Origin of the sequence: Brevibacillus fortis (assembly GCF_046196545.1) — a bacterium.
Classification (GTDB): domain Bacteria; phylum Bacillota; class Bacilli; order Brevibacillales; family Brevibacillaceae; genus Brevibacillus; species Brevibacillus fortis_A.
Genome location: NZ_CP176370.1, coordinates 207,501 through 223,048, shown reverse-complemented (window position 1 = coordinate 223,048; position 15,548 = coordinate 207,501). Strand labels below are relative to the sequence as shown.

14 protein-coding genes, 1 rRNA gene and 1 other annotated feature (1 of these 16 only partly in view) are annotated in these 15,548 nt (G+C 47.2%); of the genes, 1 reads left to right on the top strand and 14 read right to left on the bottom strand.

Annotation, left to right across the window (positions count from 1 at the left end; genetic code table 11):
- Positions 1-184: 184 nt before the first annotated feature.
- Positions 185-447 (bottom strand) — a binding site (T-box leader).
- A 27-nt stretch (positions 448-474) separates the two neighbouring features.
- The 4 genes from gltX to ACKKE8_RS01265 form a co-directional block, all read right to left on the bottom strand.
- Positions 475-1,941, bottom strand: coding sequence for a glutamate--tRNA ligase (gene gltX, locus ACKKE8_RS01280; RefSeq protein ID WP_409176617.1), 1,467 nt, complete (start codon positions 1,939-1,941; stop codon positions 475-477).
- 87 nt (positions 1,942-2,028) lie between these two features.
- A complete protein-coding gene (ispF, locus tag ACKKE8_RS01275; protein ID WP_409176616.1) occupies positions 2,029-2,502 on the bottom strand; it encodes a 2-C-methyl-D-erythritol 2,4-cyclodiphosphate synthase in 474 nt (157 codons plus the stop codon).
- A 3-nt stretch (positions 2,503-2,505) separates the two neighbouring features.
- Complete coding sequence (ispD, locus tag ACKKE8_RS01270) at positions 2,506-3,192, bottom strand: 2-C-methyl-D-erythritol 4-phosphate cytidylyltransferase (protein WP_409176615.1); 687 nt, start codon at positions 3,190-3,192, stop codon at positions 2,506-2,508.
- A gap of 27 nt (positions 3,193-3,219) precedes the next feature.
- The gene (locus ACKKE8_RS01265) at positions 3,220-4,308 is read right to left on the bottom strand and encodes a PIN/TRAM domain-containing protein (RefSeq protein WP_409176614.1); all 1,089 of its coding nucleotides are present in this window, start codon (positions 4,306-4,308) and stop codon (positions 3,220-3,222) included.
- Between the two features lie 286 nt (positions 4,309-4,594).
- On the opposite strand from ACKKE8_RS01265, the gene ACKKE8_RS01260 reads away from it, so the two are divergent.
- Complete coding sequence (locus tag ACKKE8_RS01260) at positions 4,595-4,990, top strand: hypothetical protein (RefSeq protein ID WP_007716195.1); 396 nt, start codon at positions 4,595-4,597, stop codon at positions 4,988-4,990.
- Positions 4,991-5,085: 95 nt separating this feature from the next.
- Here ACKKE8_RS01260 and pssA read toward each other — a convergent pair whose 3' ends face one another.
- The 10 genes from pssA to ACKKE8_RS01210 all read right to left on the bottom strand — a co-directional run.
- Complete coding sequence (pssA, locus tag ACKKE8_RS01255; RefSeq protein WP_017247027.1) at positions 5,086-5,814, bottom strand: CDP-diacylglycerol--serine O-phosphatidyltransferase; 729 nt, start codon at positions 5,812-5,814, stop codon at positions 5,086-5,088.
- Positions 5,815-5,928: 114 nt separating this feature from the next.
- Positions 5,929-7,005 carry a DNA integrity scanning diadenylate cyclase DisA gene (gene disA / locus ACKKE8_RS01250; protein ID WP_409176613.1) on the bottom strand — a complete coding sequence of 359 codons (1,077 nt, stop codon included), beginning with the start codon at positions 7,003-7,005 and terminating at the stop codon, positions 5,929-5,931.
- Positions 7,006-7,013: 8 nt separating this feature from the next.
- Positions 7,014-8,381, bottom strand: a complete 1,368-nt coding sequence (gene radA, locus ACKKE8_RS01245) for a DNA repair protein RadA (RefSeq protein ID WP_409176612.1) — start codon at positions 8,379-8,381, stop codon at positions 7,014-7,016.
- A 106-nt stretch (positions 8,382-8,487) separates the two neighbouring features.
- On the bottom strand, positions 8,488-10,938 hold the full coding sequence (locus ACKKE8_RS01240) for an ATP-dependent Clp protease ATP-binding subunit (RefSeq protein WP_409176611.1): 2,451 nt from the start codon (positions 10,936-10,938) through the stop codon (positions 8,488-8,490).
- Positions 10,939-11,004: 66 nt separating this feature from the next.
- A complete protein-coding gene (locus tag ACKKE8_RS01235) occupies positions 11,005-12,078 on the bottom strand; it encodes a protein arginine kinase (protein WP_409176610.1) in 1,074 nt (357 codons plus the stop codon).
- Positions 12,079-12,097: 19 nt separating this feature from the next.
- Positions 12,098-12,616 (bottom strand): UvrB/UvrC motif-containing protein, encoded by a 519-nt coding sequence (locus ACKKE8_RS01230; RefSeq protein WP_409176609.1) that lies wholly within the window; start codon positions 12,614-12,616, stop codon positions 12,098-12,100.
- 16 nt (positions 12,617-12,632) lie between these two features.
- On the bottom strand, positions 12,633-13,097 hold the full coding sequence (locus tag ACKKE8_RS01225) for a CtsR family transcriptional regulator (protein ID WP_106841306.1): 465 nt from the start codon (positions 13,095-13,097) through the stop codon (positions 12,633-12,635).
- A gap of 188 nt (positions 13,098-13,285) precedes the next feature.
- Positions 13,286-13,972 (bottom strand): HAD hydrolase-like protein, encoded by a 687-nt coding sequence (locus ACKKE8_RS01220; protein ID WP_409176608.1) that lies wholly within the window; start codon positions 13,970-13,972, stop codon positions 13,286-13,288.
- 34 nt (positions 13,973-14,006) lie between these two features.
- Positions 14,007-15,122 (bottom strand): MGDG synthase family glycosyltransferase, encoded by a 1,116-nt coding sequence (locus tag ACKKE8_RS01215; protein WP_409176607.1) that lies wholly within the window; start codon positions 15,120-15,122, stop codon positions 14,007-14,009.
- Positions 15,123-15,360: 238 nt separating this feature from the next.
- Positions 15,361-15,548 (bottom strand): 23S ribosomal RNA (locus ACKKE8_RS01210); it runs 2,741 nt beyond the window's last position.

Here is a 15,548-nt window from a genome sequence, read left to right as displayed (position 1 = left end):
AGTAGCGAGAACCTGAAGAAAGAGGAGCGGAGTGTAGGAGACCTACATGAGCACCGGACTTCGAAGGTGAACGCTACTTTCGAAGTCGAATAAGCTTCCAGGACTACATCGTGATCAAAAGACGACTTTTTGAACTACCTTTTCAAGAAAATAAAAAACGCCCCTATCCCCTCAAACACGAAGGGACAGAGACGGGTTTACCGTGGTTCCACTCTGCTTAGATCGTCATCACTGTCACGAAAAACTCACAACAGTCATGAGCAAATCTCGCTCATACCCCGATAACGGCGGGAAGCCGATGGCGCCTACTGCTATCTTTTCAAAAAGATAGGTTCAGCTCATTGCTTACAGGGGCATTTCCATACAGGGCACACCAGATGGCTCTCACCTATCCATCCTCTCTGTAGATGTGCAAACTGTTGTACTTCTCCTGATCGTCGCATTCATTATTTATAAAAGAAAACCAACCAATACTTACTGACCGTTTGCAATTACTTGCTCTGCACGTGCAATCACCTTGTCGCGTCCAAGCAGATACAACGTCTCCGCCAGATCGCGACCATGCGCCTGACCAGTTGCTCCTACACGGACCGGCATGAACAATGCCTTGCCTTTGTGACCCGTTTCCTTTTGCACGTCTTTGAGAACCGCTTTAATAACATCCACATTATATGCATCTTGGGCAGAAAGGTGTTTCACAAAGGAAGCCAGCACTTCTGGCAATTGCGGTTCTTTGAGCACCAGAGTTGCTTCTTCATCGTACACCACTTCGTCGAGGAAGAAAAGAGCTGCCAACGGAACGATTTGCGCACAGTAGGACATTTGCTCTTGGTACAGGCCTACGATACTGCGAACCCATTCACGCTTCTCAGCAGACAAATCCTCTTCGATGAAGCCAGCTTTTTGCAGATGCGGGATACACATGTCTGTGATCATATCCAGCGGTTGGCGCTTCAAATAGAAGTTGTTCATCCAGTTCATCTTCGTAGCATCAAAAACAGCTGGCGACTTGTTCACGCGGTCCATTGAGAACAGCTTGATCAGATCTTCCATTAAGAAAATCTCTTCTTCGCCACCCGGAGACCATCCCAAAAGAACAAGGAAGTTCACAATTGCTTCTGGCAAGAAACCGAGGTCACGGTACTGTTCAATGAACTGAAGAATGCTCTCGTCGCGCTTGGACATCTTTTTGCCATCTTGGTTGAGGATCAGTGCCAAGTGAGCAAAGTCAGGCGCTTCCCACCCAAACGCTTCATAAATCATCAATTGACGAGGCGTGTTGGACAGATGCTCTTCTCCACGAATGACGTGGCTAATTTTCATCAAATAGTCATCCACTACAACGGCGAAGTTGTATGTAGGGATTCCATCCGGACGGCAAATAACGAAATCGCCCATCTCGTTGGAGTTGAATGTTACCTGGCCACGAATCAGGTCGTTCACGACATACTCGCGATCATCCTGAACGAGGAAGTGGATGGATGGCACTCGCCCTTCTGCTTCGTACTGAGCACGCTGCTCGTCCGATACATGGCGATGCTTTTCCAGAATGCGTGGTGTTTCTCCACGCGCGAGCTGTTCTTCACGTTCTGCATCCAGCTCTTCTTTTGTCGCGTAGCAGTAGTACGCTTTGCCTTCTGCCAACAGTTGATCGATATATTTCCGATAAATGTCCAGGCGCTCTGTTTGACGGTACGGTCCATATGGTCCACCAATATCTGTACCTTCTTCCCATGTTACGCCGAGCCATTTCAGGTTTTTCATTTGCTCTTCGTCCGCATTTTCCTTATTGCGCGTTTGGTCCGTATCTTCAATCCGAACGATGAACGAACCACCGTGATGTTTCGCAAAAAGATAATTAAAGAGCGCTGTTCGCGCACCGCCGATGTGTAAATGCCCCGTAGGACTCGGCGCATAACGAGTGCGAATTTCTTTCGCCATTGGTAGCACCATCCTTATGAATGTAAAAGGCTATAACCTTGACCTAAGTAAAAACGTATCTAAGGCTTTATGTTACACCTTGCCCTTCTACTTGACAAGCAAGCATACTGCCTGGGCAGCGATTCCTTCCCCTCTACCTGTAAAACCGAGTTTCTCCGATGTCGTTGCCTTCACATTCACTTGCGAGAGATCGTCTACATCCAGCACGCGTGCAATGACTTCACACATTTGCGGGATGTACGGCGCCATTTTCGGCGCTTGAGCAATGATCGTTGCATCCACGTTTCCTAAACGGTAGCCACGCTCCCGAACCAACTTCCATACATGCTCCAGCAGCTTTACGCTATCCGCATCCTTGAAAGCCGGGTCTGTATCTGGGAAATGACGGCCAATATCCCCCTCACCAATCGCTCCAAGAATCGCGTCACTAATCGCATGGAGGAGAACATCCGCGTCAGAATGCCCTAGCAAGCCTTTTTCATACGGGATGGTGACGCCTCCGATAATGCATGGACGCCCCTCTACTAATTGATGCACGTCAAAACCTTGTCCAATACGCATGAGCTACTCTCCCTTTCGTTTCCGCAATATCTCTTCACCAAACCACAGATCGTCTGGCGTAGTAATCTTAATGTTCTCATAGCTTCCGTGCATAATCGATACCGGATGACCCAGCCACTCAACCAGCATCGCATCATCCGTACCCAGCTTCCCCGCTGCCTCTGCTGCCTGATGTGCCTCTCGCAATAAAGACATACGAAAAGCTTGTGGGGTTTGAACCGCCCACAAGCTTTCCCGTGCTGGGGTTGACTCTACAAGCCCTGTTGCCCCCACCACTTTAATCGTATCTTTGACAGGCACTGCCATGATCGTTGCCTGATCTTGTTGCACCTGTTTGATCATGTCACTGATCTGTTTGCGAGTGACGAAAGGACGGGCAGCATCGTGAACCAGTACGTAATCGCAATTTGCGGATAGTGATGCCAAGCCATTTCTCACACTGTCTTGTCGCTCTGCTCCACCCAGAGTAACCACAACCGTCAGCTTTTCAGCCGAGATCAAGCTCATTACTTCTGCGTGGTCTGCTTCACTCACCACTAGCACAACTTCATCAATGTCGGGATGAGTAGCAAAAAGACGTACCGTATGAGCCAAGATCGGCTCGCCCGCAAGCGGTAACCACAACTTGTTTCGTTGTCCACCCATTCGTTTACCCGAACCGGCTGCAACGATCACGACACCCGTACTCACTGATTCATCCCTCTCCTGTTGTCTTTTCTATAATGCTCGTTCCAGCAACTTTGGTTTGGCGAAGATCATACGTCCAGCGGAAGTTTGCAGCACACTCGTTACGAGAACATCGACGTCGTTTCCGATGTATTCTCGTCCGCCCTCTACAACAATCATCGTGCCATCGTCCAGATAAGCGACACCCTGACCGTGCTCTTTCCCATCCTTGATGACTTGAACGTTCATCTCTTCTCCAGGTAAAACTACGGGCTTGACTGCATTTGCCAAATCATTGATGTTCAATACCGCAACACCTTGCAGCTCACATACCTTGTTCAGGTTAAAGTCGTTTGTTACGACCTTTCCGTTAATGAGCTTTGCGAGCTTGATCAGCTTGCTGTCCACCTCGGATACTTCTTCAAAATCGCCTTCCCAAATCTGGACCTTTACCTTCATTTCTTTTTGAATCTTGTTCAAGATATCCAGACCACGACGACCGCGGTTTCTCTTCAGTACATCGGAGGAATCGGCGATATGCTGCAACTCCTCTAGCACAAATCCCGGAATGACCAGTACCCCTTCCAGAAAGCCGGTACGGCAAATATCTGCGATGCGTCCGTCAATAATGACACTGGTATCGAGAATTTTATTTTCCAAGTTAACGGCAGTTGTTGCACTTTCCTTTTTCTTATCCTTACGTCCAATCGAAAATACCGACATAATCTCGTCCCGCTTGCGGAATCCTACCTGGAAGCCCAAATAACCGAGCAACCCGGAAACAATTAACGGCAAAAGATCTCCTACATATGGAATCGGAATTTTACTGATGGGCAGGAATAATAAGAATGCAACAATAAGACCACTAATCAACCCCATCGCTCCGAACATCACATCGACAACCGGCATTTTGACGAGTGTCTCTTCACCCCATCGAACGATGCGCAGAACATAATCCACAACCCAATTCGCTAAAAAGAAAAACAAGATGGCACCCAGTATAGCTCCAATATATTGCGATCCGGCTACTACACCAAAGTTTAACAGTGGATCAAGCAACGAGAACAATTCGTCACCAAATCGATACCCCAATCCGCCACCAATCAAAACAAAAATGAATTTTCCTACTCGGCGTAACATGCCTTCACCTCCTTTTACTAATATAGACAGAAGCCTAAGAGTAAAACCCTATTTTTTTCCAAATCATTATAATGCTTCATTTTACTTTCCCTCACTATAGCAAAAAAGATTTTGCCATGTCAAATAGCCAAAAATTTTAACATAGTTGTCATTTTCTCGTCAACCCGGGAACACTCGTTTCCTTCGATGATAAATTGACAGGGAGCTGACTCCCTTTTTATAATGTCAGTATCGCAATGAGAGAAAATTATGACGATACCAACAGCCTAAAGCAGAGGTGAACCAGATGGACAATCGAAACATAGACGACTTTCAAACGCAAGTATCCGAGCTTTTGATCAGACATCGTAGCGTACTGGACGTCATGTCCAAAGTTCAGGAAACGGCATCCCGCATTAACCGTTCACTGACAAAAGCCATCACCGAATGCGGCTGTGTCGAAGTGGTTGCCAAAAAACAGACGTACGATTCGAACAAGAATCTGGAGGACAACAAGTCCCATTTGGACACCCACTTTAACGGACCGCTGTGCGAGCATTGTCGCGATGTAGTTACTGCTGAGCTTGGCAAAAACCTCTTTTACCTCACTGCCTTGTGCAATATTACTGACATTAAGCTAGAAGATGTGCTTCAGAAAGAATCCAACCGACTGAATACTTTGGGTGTCTTCAATCTGTCTTAAAAGTCCGCTACTCGTATTACGAATGAACCCTAAAAAAAGTTGCATACAAAAAAGAAAAACCCGCACATTGAAGTGTGGGTTTTTTTATGCCGTAACTATTCAAACGGTACGGATTCTTCCTCTTTGTTTTTACGCTTGCGTAATTTTTTGACGAGAAAGTCAACGTTTTTTTTTATTCCGTACAGTGCATAAAAAGCGAGTGGCAGGAAGACGATTTTTGGAAATTGCTGCGGATACTTAATCGCTACAACAACCACAATCGCGATGATAATGGGTGTGATCCAATAAGCAGACTTTGGAATCCCCACTTTTTTAAAGTTAGGATACTTGACCTTTGATACCATCAAAAAGGCAAGCAGCAACATACTTACGGCAAGCAATACCGGAGTGAACACTTGGTGATAGAGTGCGAGCGTAGCCAGAACGCCTCCCGCTGCCGTAATCGGCAAACCGATGAAATACCCCGGAACCCCGGCCTGTACGTTAAAACGCGCCAAACGCAGCGCACCACAGATCGGAAAAATGGCTGTAATGAGAATCCCAAGCAAATCAAAGTGTTGCAAGACGACAACATACATGATGAACGCTGGTGCAATCCCAAATGTAATGACGTCGGAAAGTGAATCCAATTCCTTTCCGAACTCGCTTTGGGCATTCAACATACGAGCTACACGTCCATCCAGCCCGTCTGCCAGCATACCAATGATCACTGTGATCGCTGCATATTCGACGTATTGATCGCCTCGAAACGCAAGAATAATTGCTAAAACTCCCAGAAACAAATTGCTTACGGTTAGTATGTTCGGTAACGATTTCACGAACATAGACTACCTCCTGATTTCTTTTGCGTAAGGAGCAGGTTATCCTGTCGACCTTGTTTTTATCCAAGTCCCCTAGGCAAATGTTGAATACAAATAATGCCTTTATCCTATTCTACTTTAAATGTGTCTGTCAATGAACACTTGTTCTTGAATCCGTTTCAGCCCCTCTTTAATCGCTCTCGCTCGGACCTCGCCAATGCCCTCCACTTCGTCTAATTCCTGAATCGTTGCCATCATAATTCGCGGCAGATGATGAAAATGCTCTACCAGATTTGAGATGATCGTAAAGGGCAGACGCCGGATCTTGTACAGGATCCGATAACCTCTAGGGGAAACGGATTCATCCAGCATACTGGCATTGGAGGAATATCCCAGCGTTCGCAAAAAAGAAGTGAGCTCCAGCATTTCCTCTGAGTTCAATTTTTTCATGTCCCGCAGCACGAAATCAGGTGAATAGGATGGATCTCTGGAATAATCCCGAATGAGCATATGGGCCTCTTCCTCAATGTTTGAAACCAGTTCCTCCAACTGCATACTGACGAGCCTTCCTTCTACTCCTAGCTCACATATGTACTTGGAGACCTCTGTCTTAATACGTAACACCATCTCAATCCGTTGCAAAACCGAGGCAACTTCGTGTAACGTAACGAGCTCCTCGAATTCTAACGCACCAAGATTCGTCAATGTTTGATCAAGAACGGCCTTGTATTTTTCAAGGGTAGATACAGCCTGATTCGCCTTGGCCAAAATGACGCTGATTTCGCTTAAGACATACCGGAAATTCCCCTGGTACAACGTGATCACATTGCGACGCTGGGAGATAGCAATGACCAGATGATTCGTTTGCATGGCCGTCCGTTGAGCTGTACGATGCCGTGTCCCCGTCTCGCTCGTGGGGATCGAGGAGGGTGGGAAGATTTGCGTATTCGCGTACAAGATGCGTTTTGCATCTTCACTTACTATAATCGCCCCATCCATCTTCGCTAATTCATACAAATGGGCAGGAGAAAAATCACAATTGATGGAAAAACCCCCATCGACAATCGACTTCATCTCCGGACCGCACCCAATGACGATCAAACCCCCGGTTTTGGCCCGTAAAACATTTTCCAACCCTTCACGAAGCTGTGTGCCGGGTGCCACGAGACGAAGCACATCACCGATTTGCGGAGCTCTTTTGATGTTCCCCTGCATGCCCACTCTTACCTCCTTATCACCTCGTTCAACGCATCGGCAATATTGCTCACACCAATTACTTGAATATCTGCTGGCGCATCCAGACCGCGGATGTTTTTCTCCGGGATGATAACACGCTTAAAGCCTAACTTATGTGCTTCTCGTACTCGTTGCTCAATACGAGAGACACCGCGCACCTCACCAGTCAGGCCAATTTCTCCGATAACGACATCATGTGGATTGGTAGCGTGATCACGGAAACTGCTTGCAATGCTTACGGCAATCGCCAAATCAACCGCTGGCTCATCCAATCTGACCCCACCTGCTACGTTTACATATGCATCCTGATTTTGCAGCATCATGCCCATGCGCTTTTCCAACACTGCCATGATCATCGCCACACGCTGATGATCGACCCCTGTTGCCGTTCTCCGTGGGGTTACAAAGCTGGTCGGGGCAACGAGAGCTTGTAGCTCAACCAAAACGGGACGTGTGCCCTCCATGCTGGCTACGACTGTGGAACCCGCAACACCAAATGGACGCTCTGCCAAAAATATCTCAGATGGATTCGCCACTTCCTCCAAACCGCGATCCTTCATCTCAAAAATACCGATTTCATTTGTCGAACCAAAGCGGTTTTTGACGGCGCGCAAAATTCGAAACGTATTGTGGCGCTCCCCTTCAAAATAGAGAACAGCATCTACCATGTGCTCAAGCATACGCGGACCGGCGATGGAGCCTTCCTTGGTAACGTGACCGACAATGAAGGTACCAATTCCTTTCCCTTTTGCAATCCGCATCAATTGGGCAGTCGCCTCCCGCACTTGTGCGACACTTCCAGCAGCCGATTGGATCGTCGGGTGAAACACGGTCTGGATCGAGTCAATAATCAGCACATCCGGGTCTACTTGATTAATATGCTGTTCGATCAAATCCAAATCATTTTCTGCCAATACAAACATCGGCGGCGTTTGCAAATGAAGTCGATCCGCGCGAATTTTGATTTGTTTTGCCGACTCCTCTCCAGATACATAGAGAACCTTTGCCCCTTGATGAGCCAAGGCAAAAGATGTCTGCAAAAGCAATGTCGATTTTCCGATTCCAGGGTCTCCCCCAACCAAAATGAGTGAACCCGGAACAAGTCCTCCACCAAGAACACGATTCAATTCTCCGATCGTCGTATCCATGCGTGGATCTTCTTCACTGGCCACCTGGGTCAATGGAATCGCAGATTGGCGCTGGCCGCCGCTCAGACCCTCGTGGCGATGTGCATTTTTTACCGTCACTTCCTCTACCAAGGTGTTCCAGCTGCTGCATCCCGGGCATTTCCCCATCCATTTTGGTGATTCATAGCCACATTCTTGACACGCGTATTTCGTTTTATACTTTGACATAGTCGCACCCTCACTTGGATTTCTTTCTCTACTTTTATCATAATTACGCACCCAAAAAAAGAATACCTCCCGAATCAGGAGGCATTCTATTACGTTTCAACCCAGCTTATGATTTCGTTTTTTCGAGGCGCTTGACAATCAGCTTGCCTTCTTCGGCTTCGATATTGACGGTATCGCCTTTACTGATCGTGCCCTTGAGCAATTCCTCGGACAAATTATCCTCGATGTGGCGCTGGATAGCACGACGCAGAGGACGCGCACCATAGGCCGGATCAAAGCCTTCTTTTGCCAATACTTTCTTGGCTTCTTCGGTCAATTGGAAATCAATGTCTTGCTCTTTCAAACGTTTACGCAGCTCGTCTGTCATGAGAGATACGATTTGCTCGATGTGCTCTTCCTCCAAAGAGTGGAACACGATGACTTCGTCGATACGGTTTAAGAACTCAGGACGGAAGCTCTTTTTCAGCTCATCCATGACTTTGTCCTTCATATCCTGGTACTTTCTTTCCGAATCGTTGGTCGTGAAGCCGAGCGTCGTATTTTTCTTGATCATGCTGGCCCCGACGTTGGAAGTCATAATGACAACCGTATTGCGGAAATCAACGGTACGTCCCTTGGAGTCAGTCAGACGGCCATCATCCAATACTTGTAGCAGGATGTTGAATACGTCTGGGTGAGCTTTCTCGATTTCATCCAGCAAAATGACGGAGTAAGGCTTGCGACGCACTTTTTCGGTCAGCTGACCGCCTTCGTCAAATCCAACATAGCCAGGAGGGGCACCTACCAGACGAGCGGTGGAATGCTTCTCCATGTACTCAGACATATCTACACGAATCATTGCATCCTCGTCACCGAAAAGCGTCTCTGCCACGGCACGAGCCAATTCAGTTTTACCCACACCGGTAGGTCCCAGGAAGATAAACGAGCCGATCGGGCGTTTTGGGTCTTTCAAACCAGCACGGGCACGGCGGATCGCACGCGAGATGGATTTCACTGCTTCATCTTGACCAATGACGCGATCGTGCAAAATCTCTTCCATCTTCAGCAAGCGCTCTGTTTCTTCTTCCTTCAGCTTCAACACAGGAATACCCGTCCAGCTCGCCACTACTTGTGCGATGTCTTCTGGAGTAACCTCCATGTTTAGCTGGCCTTGGCGCTCTTTCCAGTCTTTTTTCGTTTTATCCAGTTCTTCACGCAGTTTTTGCTCCTGATCGCGAAGTGCTGCTGCTTCCTCGAACTCTTGTGATTGTACGGCAGCGTCTTTTTCCTTGCGTACCTCTTCCAGACGTCCCTCCAGCTCTTTGAGGTTTGGTGGAACCGTAAAGGATTGCAAGCGAACTTTGGAAGCCGCCTCGTCGACCAAGTCGATGGCCTTGTCAGGCAGGAAGCGTTCCGTAATATAGCGGTCAGACAGTTTTACTGCCTGCTCGATTGCTTCATCGGTAATTTTGACACGATGGTGGGCTTCGTAACGATCACGAAGGCCATGCAGGATACGAATAGCATCCTCCGCTGTCGGTTCATCAACCTGAATCGGTTGGAAACGACGCTCCAGTGCCGCGTCTTTTTCGATGTACTTGCGATATTCATCCAGCGTAGTGGCACCTACGCACTGTAGCTCGCCACGTGCCAGAGCAGGCTTCAAAATGTTGGAGGCATCAATTGCGCCTTCTGCTCCACCTGCACCAATCAAGGTGTGCAGCTCATCAATAAACAGGATGATGTTTCCTGCTTGGCGAATTTCGTCCATGATTTTTTTCAGACGATCTTCGAACTCACCGCGATATTTGGTTCCCGCAACAACGGTTCCCATATCGAGTGTCATGACGCGCTTATCACGAAGGGTCTCTGGAATTTCGTTGTTCACGATTTTTTGGGCAAGACCTTCTGCGATAGCTGTTTTCCCGACGCCAGGCTCCCCAATCAAAACAGGGTTGTTCTTAGTACGTCTGCTAAGTACTTGGATCACACGCTCGATCTCTTTTTGGCGACCAATGACAGGGTCCAGCCCGCCATCACGAGCGATTGCAGTCAGATCTCTTGCCAAGCCGTCCAATGTCGGCGTATTCGCCGCTGGGTTCCCTCCAGACGGTTGATGAGATGCCATCATTTCCGAGCTGCCAAGCAGTTGGAGCACCTGTTGACGTGCTTTGTTCAGGCTAACGCCCAGATTGTTCATGATTCTCGCAGCAATGCCCTCTCCTTCACGGATCAAGCCAAGCAGAATATGTTCAGTCCCCACATAGGTATGACCCAGTTTGCGGGCTTCGTCCATCGACAGTTCAATAACCTTTTTGGCGCGAGGTGTATAGTTTGGTGTGTAATTACTACCGGACTGCTCTGTTCCTCGCCCGATTAACGACTCCACTTCACTCTGGATTTTATCGAGGCCAAGTCCAAGTGATTGCAGTGCCTTCGCCGCAATCCCTTCGCCTTCTCGAATGAGTCCCAGCAGCACATGCTCTGTCCCAATATCTTTGTGTCCGAGACGAACCGCCTCTTCCAGGGCAAGCGCCAGTACTTTTTGTGCTCGTTCTGTAAAACGTCCAAACATCATATCGTACACCTCCGTATAACCGTGTTTATTCTCTATATGGTTAACAATTGCGTGATACCATTACGATTACTCTTGTGATTCTACTACGCGCAGACGTTCGCGGATCAGCCTTGCCCTTCTTTCGTCTCGTTGGTCCGGAGTGAGCTTTTGTCCAGCATGGTGCTGTAAAAACCCTGGCTGTGTCGTGACTAACAGTTCGTTCAGGACCAGCGGAGATACATTAGGAATGATGCCTAGATCAATCCCCAGACGTACATCGGACAGGCGCTGAGCCGCCTCCTTGGACTCTACCGTGCGAGCGTACATCAGGATGCCATACGACCGAAAAATCCGATCCTCCAAAGAAACCCGGGTATGCTCCAGCAAATAAGTACGTGCTACACGCTCTTGCTCAATAATCTGTCTGGCTACACCGTAGAGATTGGAAAGGATATCCGACTCAGACATCCCCAGTGTGACCTGATTGGATAACTGAAAAAGATTCCCTAGAGCTTCGCTACCCTCTCCGTAAATTCCTCTAACGACTAGACCAACTTGATTAATTGCCTGTAAAATTCTACTGATCTGCTGCGTCATCACCAGAGCCGGCAAGTGCAGCATCACAGATGCACGAATTCCCGTACCCACATTGGTTGGGCAGCTTGTAAGATATCCTCGTGTTTCGTCGAAAGCGTAGTTCAAGCTTTTCTCAAAAATGTCGTCTATCTTCGTACCTATTTCCCATGCCTCGTTCAAACGAAACCCGGGTAATAGTACCTGTATTCGAATGTGGTCTTCTTCATTAACCATAATGCTGACAGACTCATCTTCACGAAGTAATATGGCACCTTTGCGGGATTCCTCTGCCAGATGAGGGCTAATCAGATGCTTTTCTACAAGTACCCTTTTTTCTAACGGGTTAATTTGGTCCATATGGATGACCTGAAGCTGATGCCTTTTGCGCATTGCCTCCGAATCGCTTACTTCCGTTACCTTTCTGACGACTTCCTCGCCCTGCGAGTCCGTTGCCAATAACGGAAAGGGATGCTGGCGCAGGTTACGGGCGATACGCAGCCGTGTACTAATGACAATGTCGGAATCAGGACCTTCTCCTTTCATCCAATTGCTCCACGGGTTTTGCATAAACTGCTTTTGGGACATAACCAGCTAACCTCCCTTGCTACGATTGGGTCATTTTTTGTTCCAATGCTCGAATTCGATCACGCATTTCTGCTGCCTTCTCGAACTCTTCACTGGCGACATGACTTTGCAGCGCTTGCTTTAGTTGCTCCAGCTCTTTACGGATCTTCAGTTTGCCACCGGTACGCTCTGGTACTTTTCCACTATGCTGTGTGTTTCCATGAATCCGGCGGAAAAGGGGGTCCAGTCGGTCACCCAAAAAGGTGTAGCAATCACTACAGCCAAATCGACCGCTTTTACTAAATTGAGAATATGTGAGTCCACATGTTTCGCATTGAAGCGGCTTATTCGTTGCCGTTTCGCGTCCATTTTTTTGCATGGGATCAAATTTTAAAAGTCCTGACAGGAGATTGTTGATGCTGAAGTTGTGAAAGCCGGTAAAGACGTCCCCTTTTTCATGAGCACACTGCTCGCAAATATGGTATTCGGTTTTTTCGCCATTGACGATTTTCGTCAAATGAAGTGTCGCCGGTCGTTTTCCGCATTCCTCACAGTTCATAACATCATACCTCCTTTTACTTCAACAAGATTGCTGCGATCATCTGCTTTAAAATATTTGCCCGCAAACGATCCCGCAATTCAGCTTCTAACGTCAATACGTTTCGCGAGGTAGCGATTTTCATCAAGGTGGCTTCTCTGATGTTGACTAATCCTTCCTCGAATAGTCTTTCTACGATCGCATTTCCTACGCTCTGAGTGATGCTCTCACCAATTAGTTCCTCTGTTAGTAATTCCTGCAAGCGTGCTTTGCTGACAATCTGCACCTTGCGTATGCGAATATACCCGCCGCCCCCGCGCTTACTCTCTACGATGTATCCTTTTTGAACGGTAAAGCGCGTATTGATGACGTAATTGATCTGAGACGGCACACATTGAAAATGGTCGGCAAGCTCACTACGCTGAATCTCGATCGATCCATTGGGACTGTTTGTAATGATGCTTTTCAAGTGATGTTCAATGATGTCCGAGATGTTACGCAAGTCATCGCCTCCTATTCCTCTGTGTATGTTCTTATGAGGTTACCTATTGACTTTGACTATCTTTGACGTTAATTATAATGGGTTTAGTGCGTGCCCGCAAGTGTCCCTTACACATTCTAGTGTGGGCAAAAGAGGGTCGCTTGAAACTTGGACATGATCAACAAAAAAACCACTCCCTGAGGAATGGTTTATGTTTGTTCTTGTGTATTGGTGTCGATAGCTGGCAAATGATTCAGTAGCTGAGAGAAGCTGGTGATGATGACATCTGCCCCATCAAGCTCGCCTGGTTTGGCAAAACCGAAGTCGCATCCAATGGTAAATAGACCGTTTGTCTTGCCTGCTTCCACGTCGGAGTGGCGATCTCCTACCATGATGGCTTGCCCGATTTTGTAATCAGACAACAATTTTGCAACCAGGTCATTTTTGGAATGCGTACGGAAACGGCCAGCTGAGTACAGATCCGTCATCAGCGGCTTTAACTCGTATTCCTGACAAATGGCATCAATGTATTCTTCCTGCCCATTGCTTGCTACAAACAAAGCAAATCCTTTTTCATGCAGCTTTTCTAAGGTTGATTTTACGTCCGGATATAGCTCGGTCACTCGTTCTTTGAGTAACTGGATTTCATTGTCTAGCAAGAAAGCGTCTGCTGAGCGAATGGCTTCCTCACTCGCGCCTGGCAGCAATTTGTCCCAGATCTGCTCGATCGTCATTCCCAGTACATTGATCAGTTCACGCTCGTCAGGGGTTTCCCCTTGCCATAGCCCTTTTTGACGAAGCTGGTCAAACGTTCGAATAAATGCAGGGGTCGACAGCTTTTCTGTTTGCAGTAACGTGCCATCCATATCAAATAATATGGCGAATGGTGCAGTCATGGGTTCCTCCATTATGTCTGGCTAGGCCGCTATTCTACTCTCTTGGCAACATATTCATATCTTCCATGATAAACTCGGTAATTCGTTGTGCAGCATCTGGCTTTGAGATTTTCAGTCCCATTCTACGCATATAGTCCACCTTGGACGGGCTATGCAATAGTTCATCGATAAAGTAAATCAACTGCTCCGACAGATTGGCATGTACCGCACATCCATTATTGAGCAAAAAGTGGCTGTTCCTCTCTTCCTGTCCAGGCAGAGGGTTGTAAATAATCATGGGTACCCGTTTACTCATTACTTCAGCTGATGTAAGTCCGCCTGATTTGGTGACAATTAAATCAGCCGTCTCCAAGTATTCGTGGAAGTTATTGATGAATTTTAGTGGAACGACTTCATGGCGATACGTACGATTTATCACTTTATTGTACAGCTTGTCGTTTGTCCCTGTTAACACAAAGGTTTTCAGAGGAATGTTAATCTCTTCTAGCCCATCTAATACCTTTTCCATCGAGCCGAGACCCAATCCGCCCCCTGAAAGAATAATGCTTTTTTGTCCAGGAGCCAGGCCCAGCTTTTGTCGAATCAAATCGGGGTCCAATGGCAAGCTGAATTTTTTCATGATGGGGATGCCCATCGGAATAAATTTTTGATGGTCCTGTCGATAAACGTCTAACAGGTAATACAGTTGTTCATGGCCGATGAAGTAATAATTGATATGGTGATTAATCCATGAAGGATGGATGGTATAGTCAGTAATGATCGTATAGATTGGTTCCTTCCAATCATTTCTTCCTTTCAGTACGGAGAGCATACAGCTCGCAAATGGATGCGTAGCAATAAAGGCATCAGGCTGTACACTGTTGATCAGCTTTTTCAGTTTGTTTGCCAATAACTTATTCATCAGCACATTCATATCGAAGAAACGGGTTTTTTCTGTATTATGGTAAATTCTGCCCCACATCTTGGGTGACAGCCTTAACAGATTCATATAACTTTCCAACAAAATCTTGTGAAAGGTGGGGCTAATATATTCCAACGTATCGATGATCATTGATGTGCAACCACTCTCAGCCAAGCTTTCTTGCATGGCCCGCGCTGCCTGGTTGTGTCCGTTACCGATGGAAGCGGAAAAGATTAGAATTTTTTTCATGAACGATTCTCCTTCATAACCTCACCTACTCCAACGCCTGGATCAGGTACCTTCTCATGTTAGTCTACCCCAAGACCCGTCTGCAAGAGGGAACTTGTCGGTCATTCGGCCTAACTTATCGACAAAATAATCGCGAGTTTGACTTTTTGCTATAAAAACGAAAAACCTCCTTACCCATTCTGGGGTAAAGAGGTTGGTTTCATTCCCTGAAAACTGAATACGCATGATTGCTAAGTGTGTGGATAAGTCCTCGACCGATTAGTATTCGTCAGCTCCACGCGTTACCGCGCTTCCACACCGAACCTATCAACCTCATCGTCTATGAGGGGTCTTACCAGCTTGCGCTGTGGGAAGTCTCATCTTGGAGGGGGCTTCACGCTTAGATGCTTTCAGCGCTTATCCCGTCCGCACATAGCTACCCAGCTG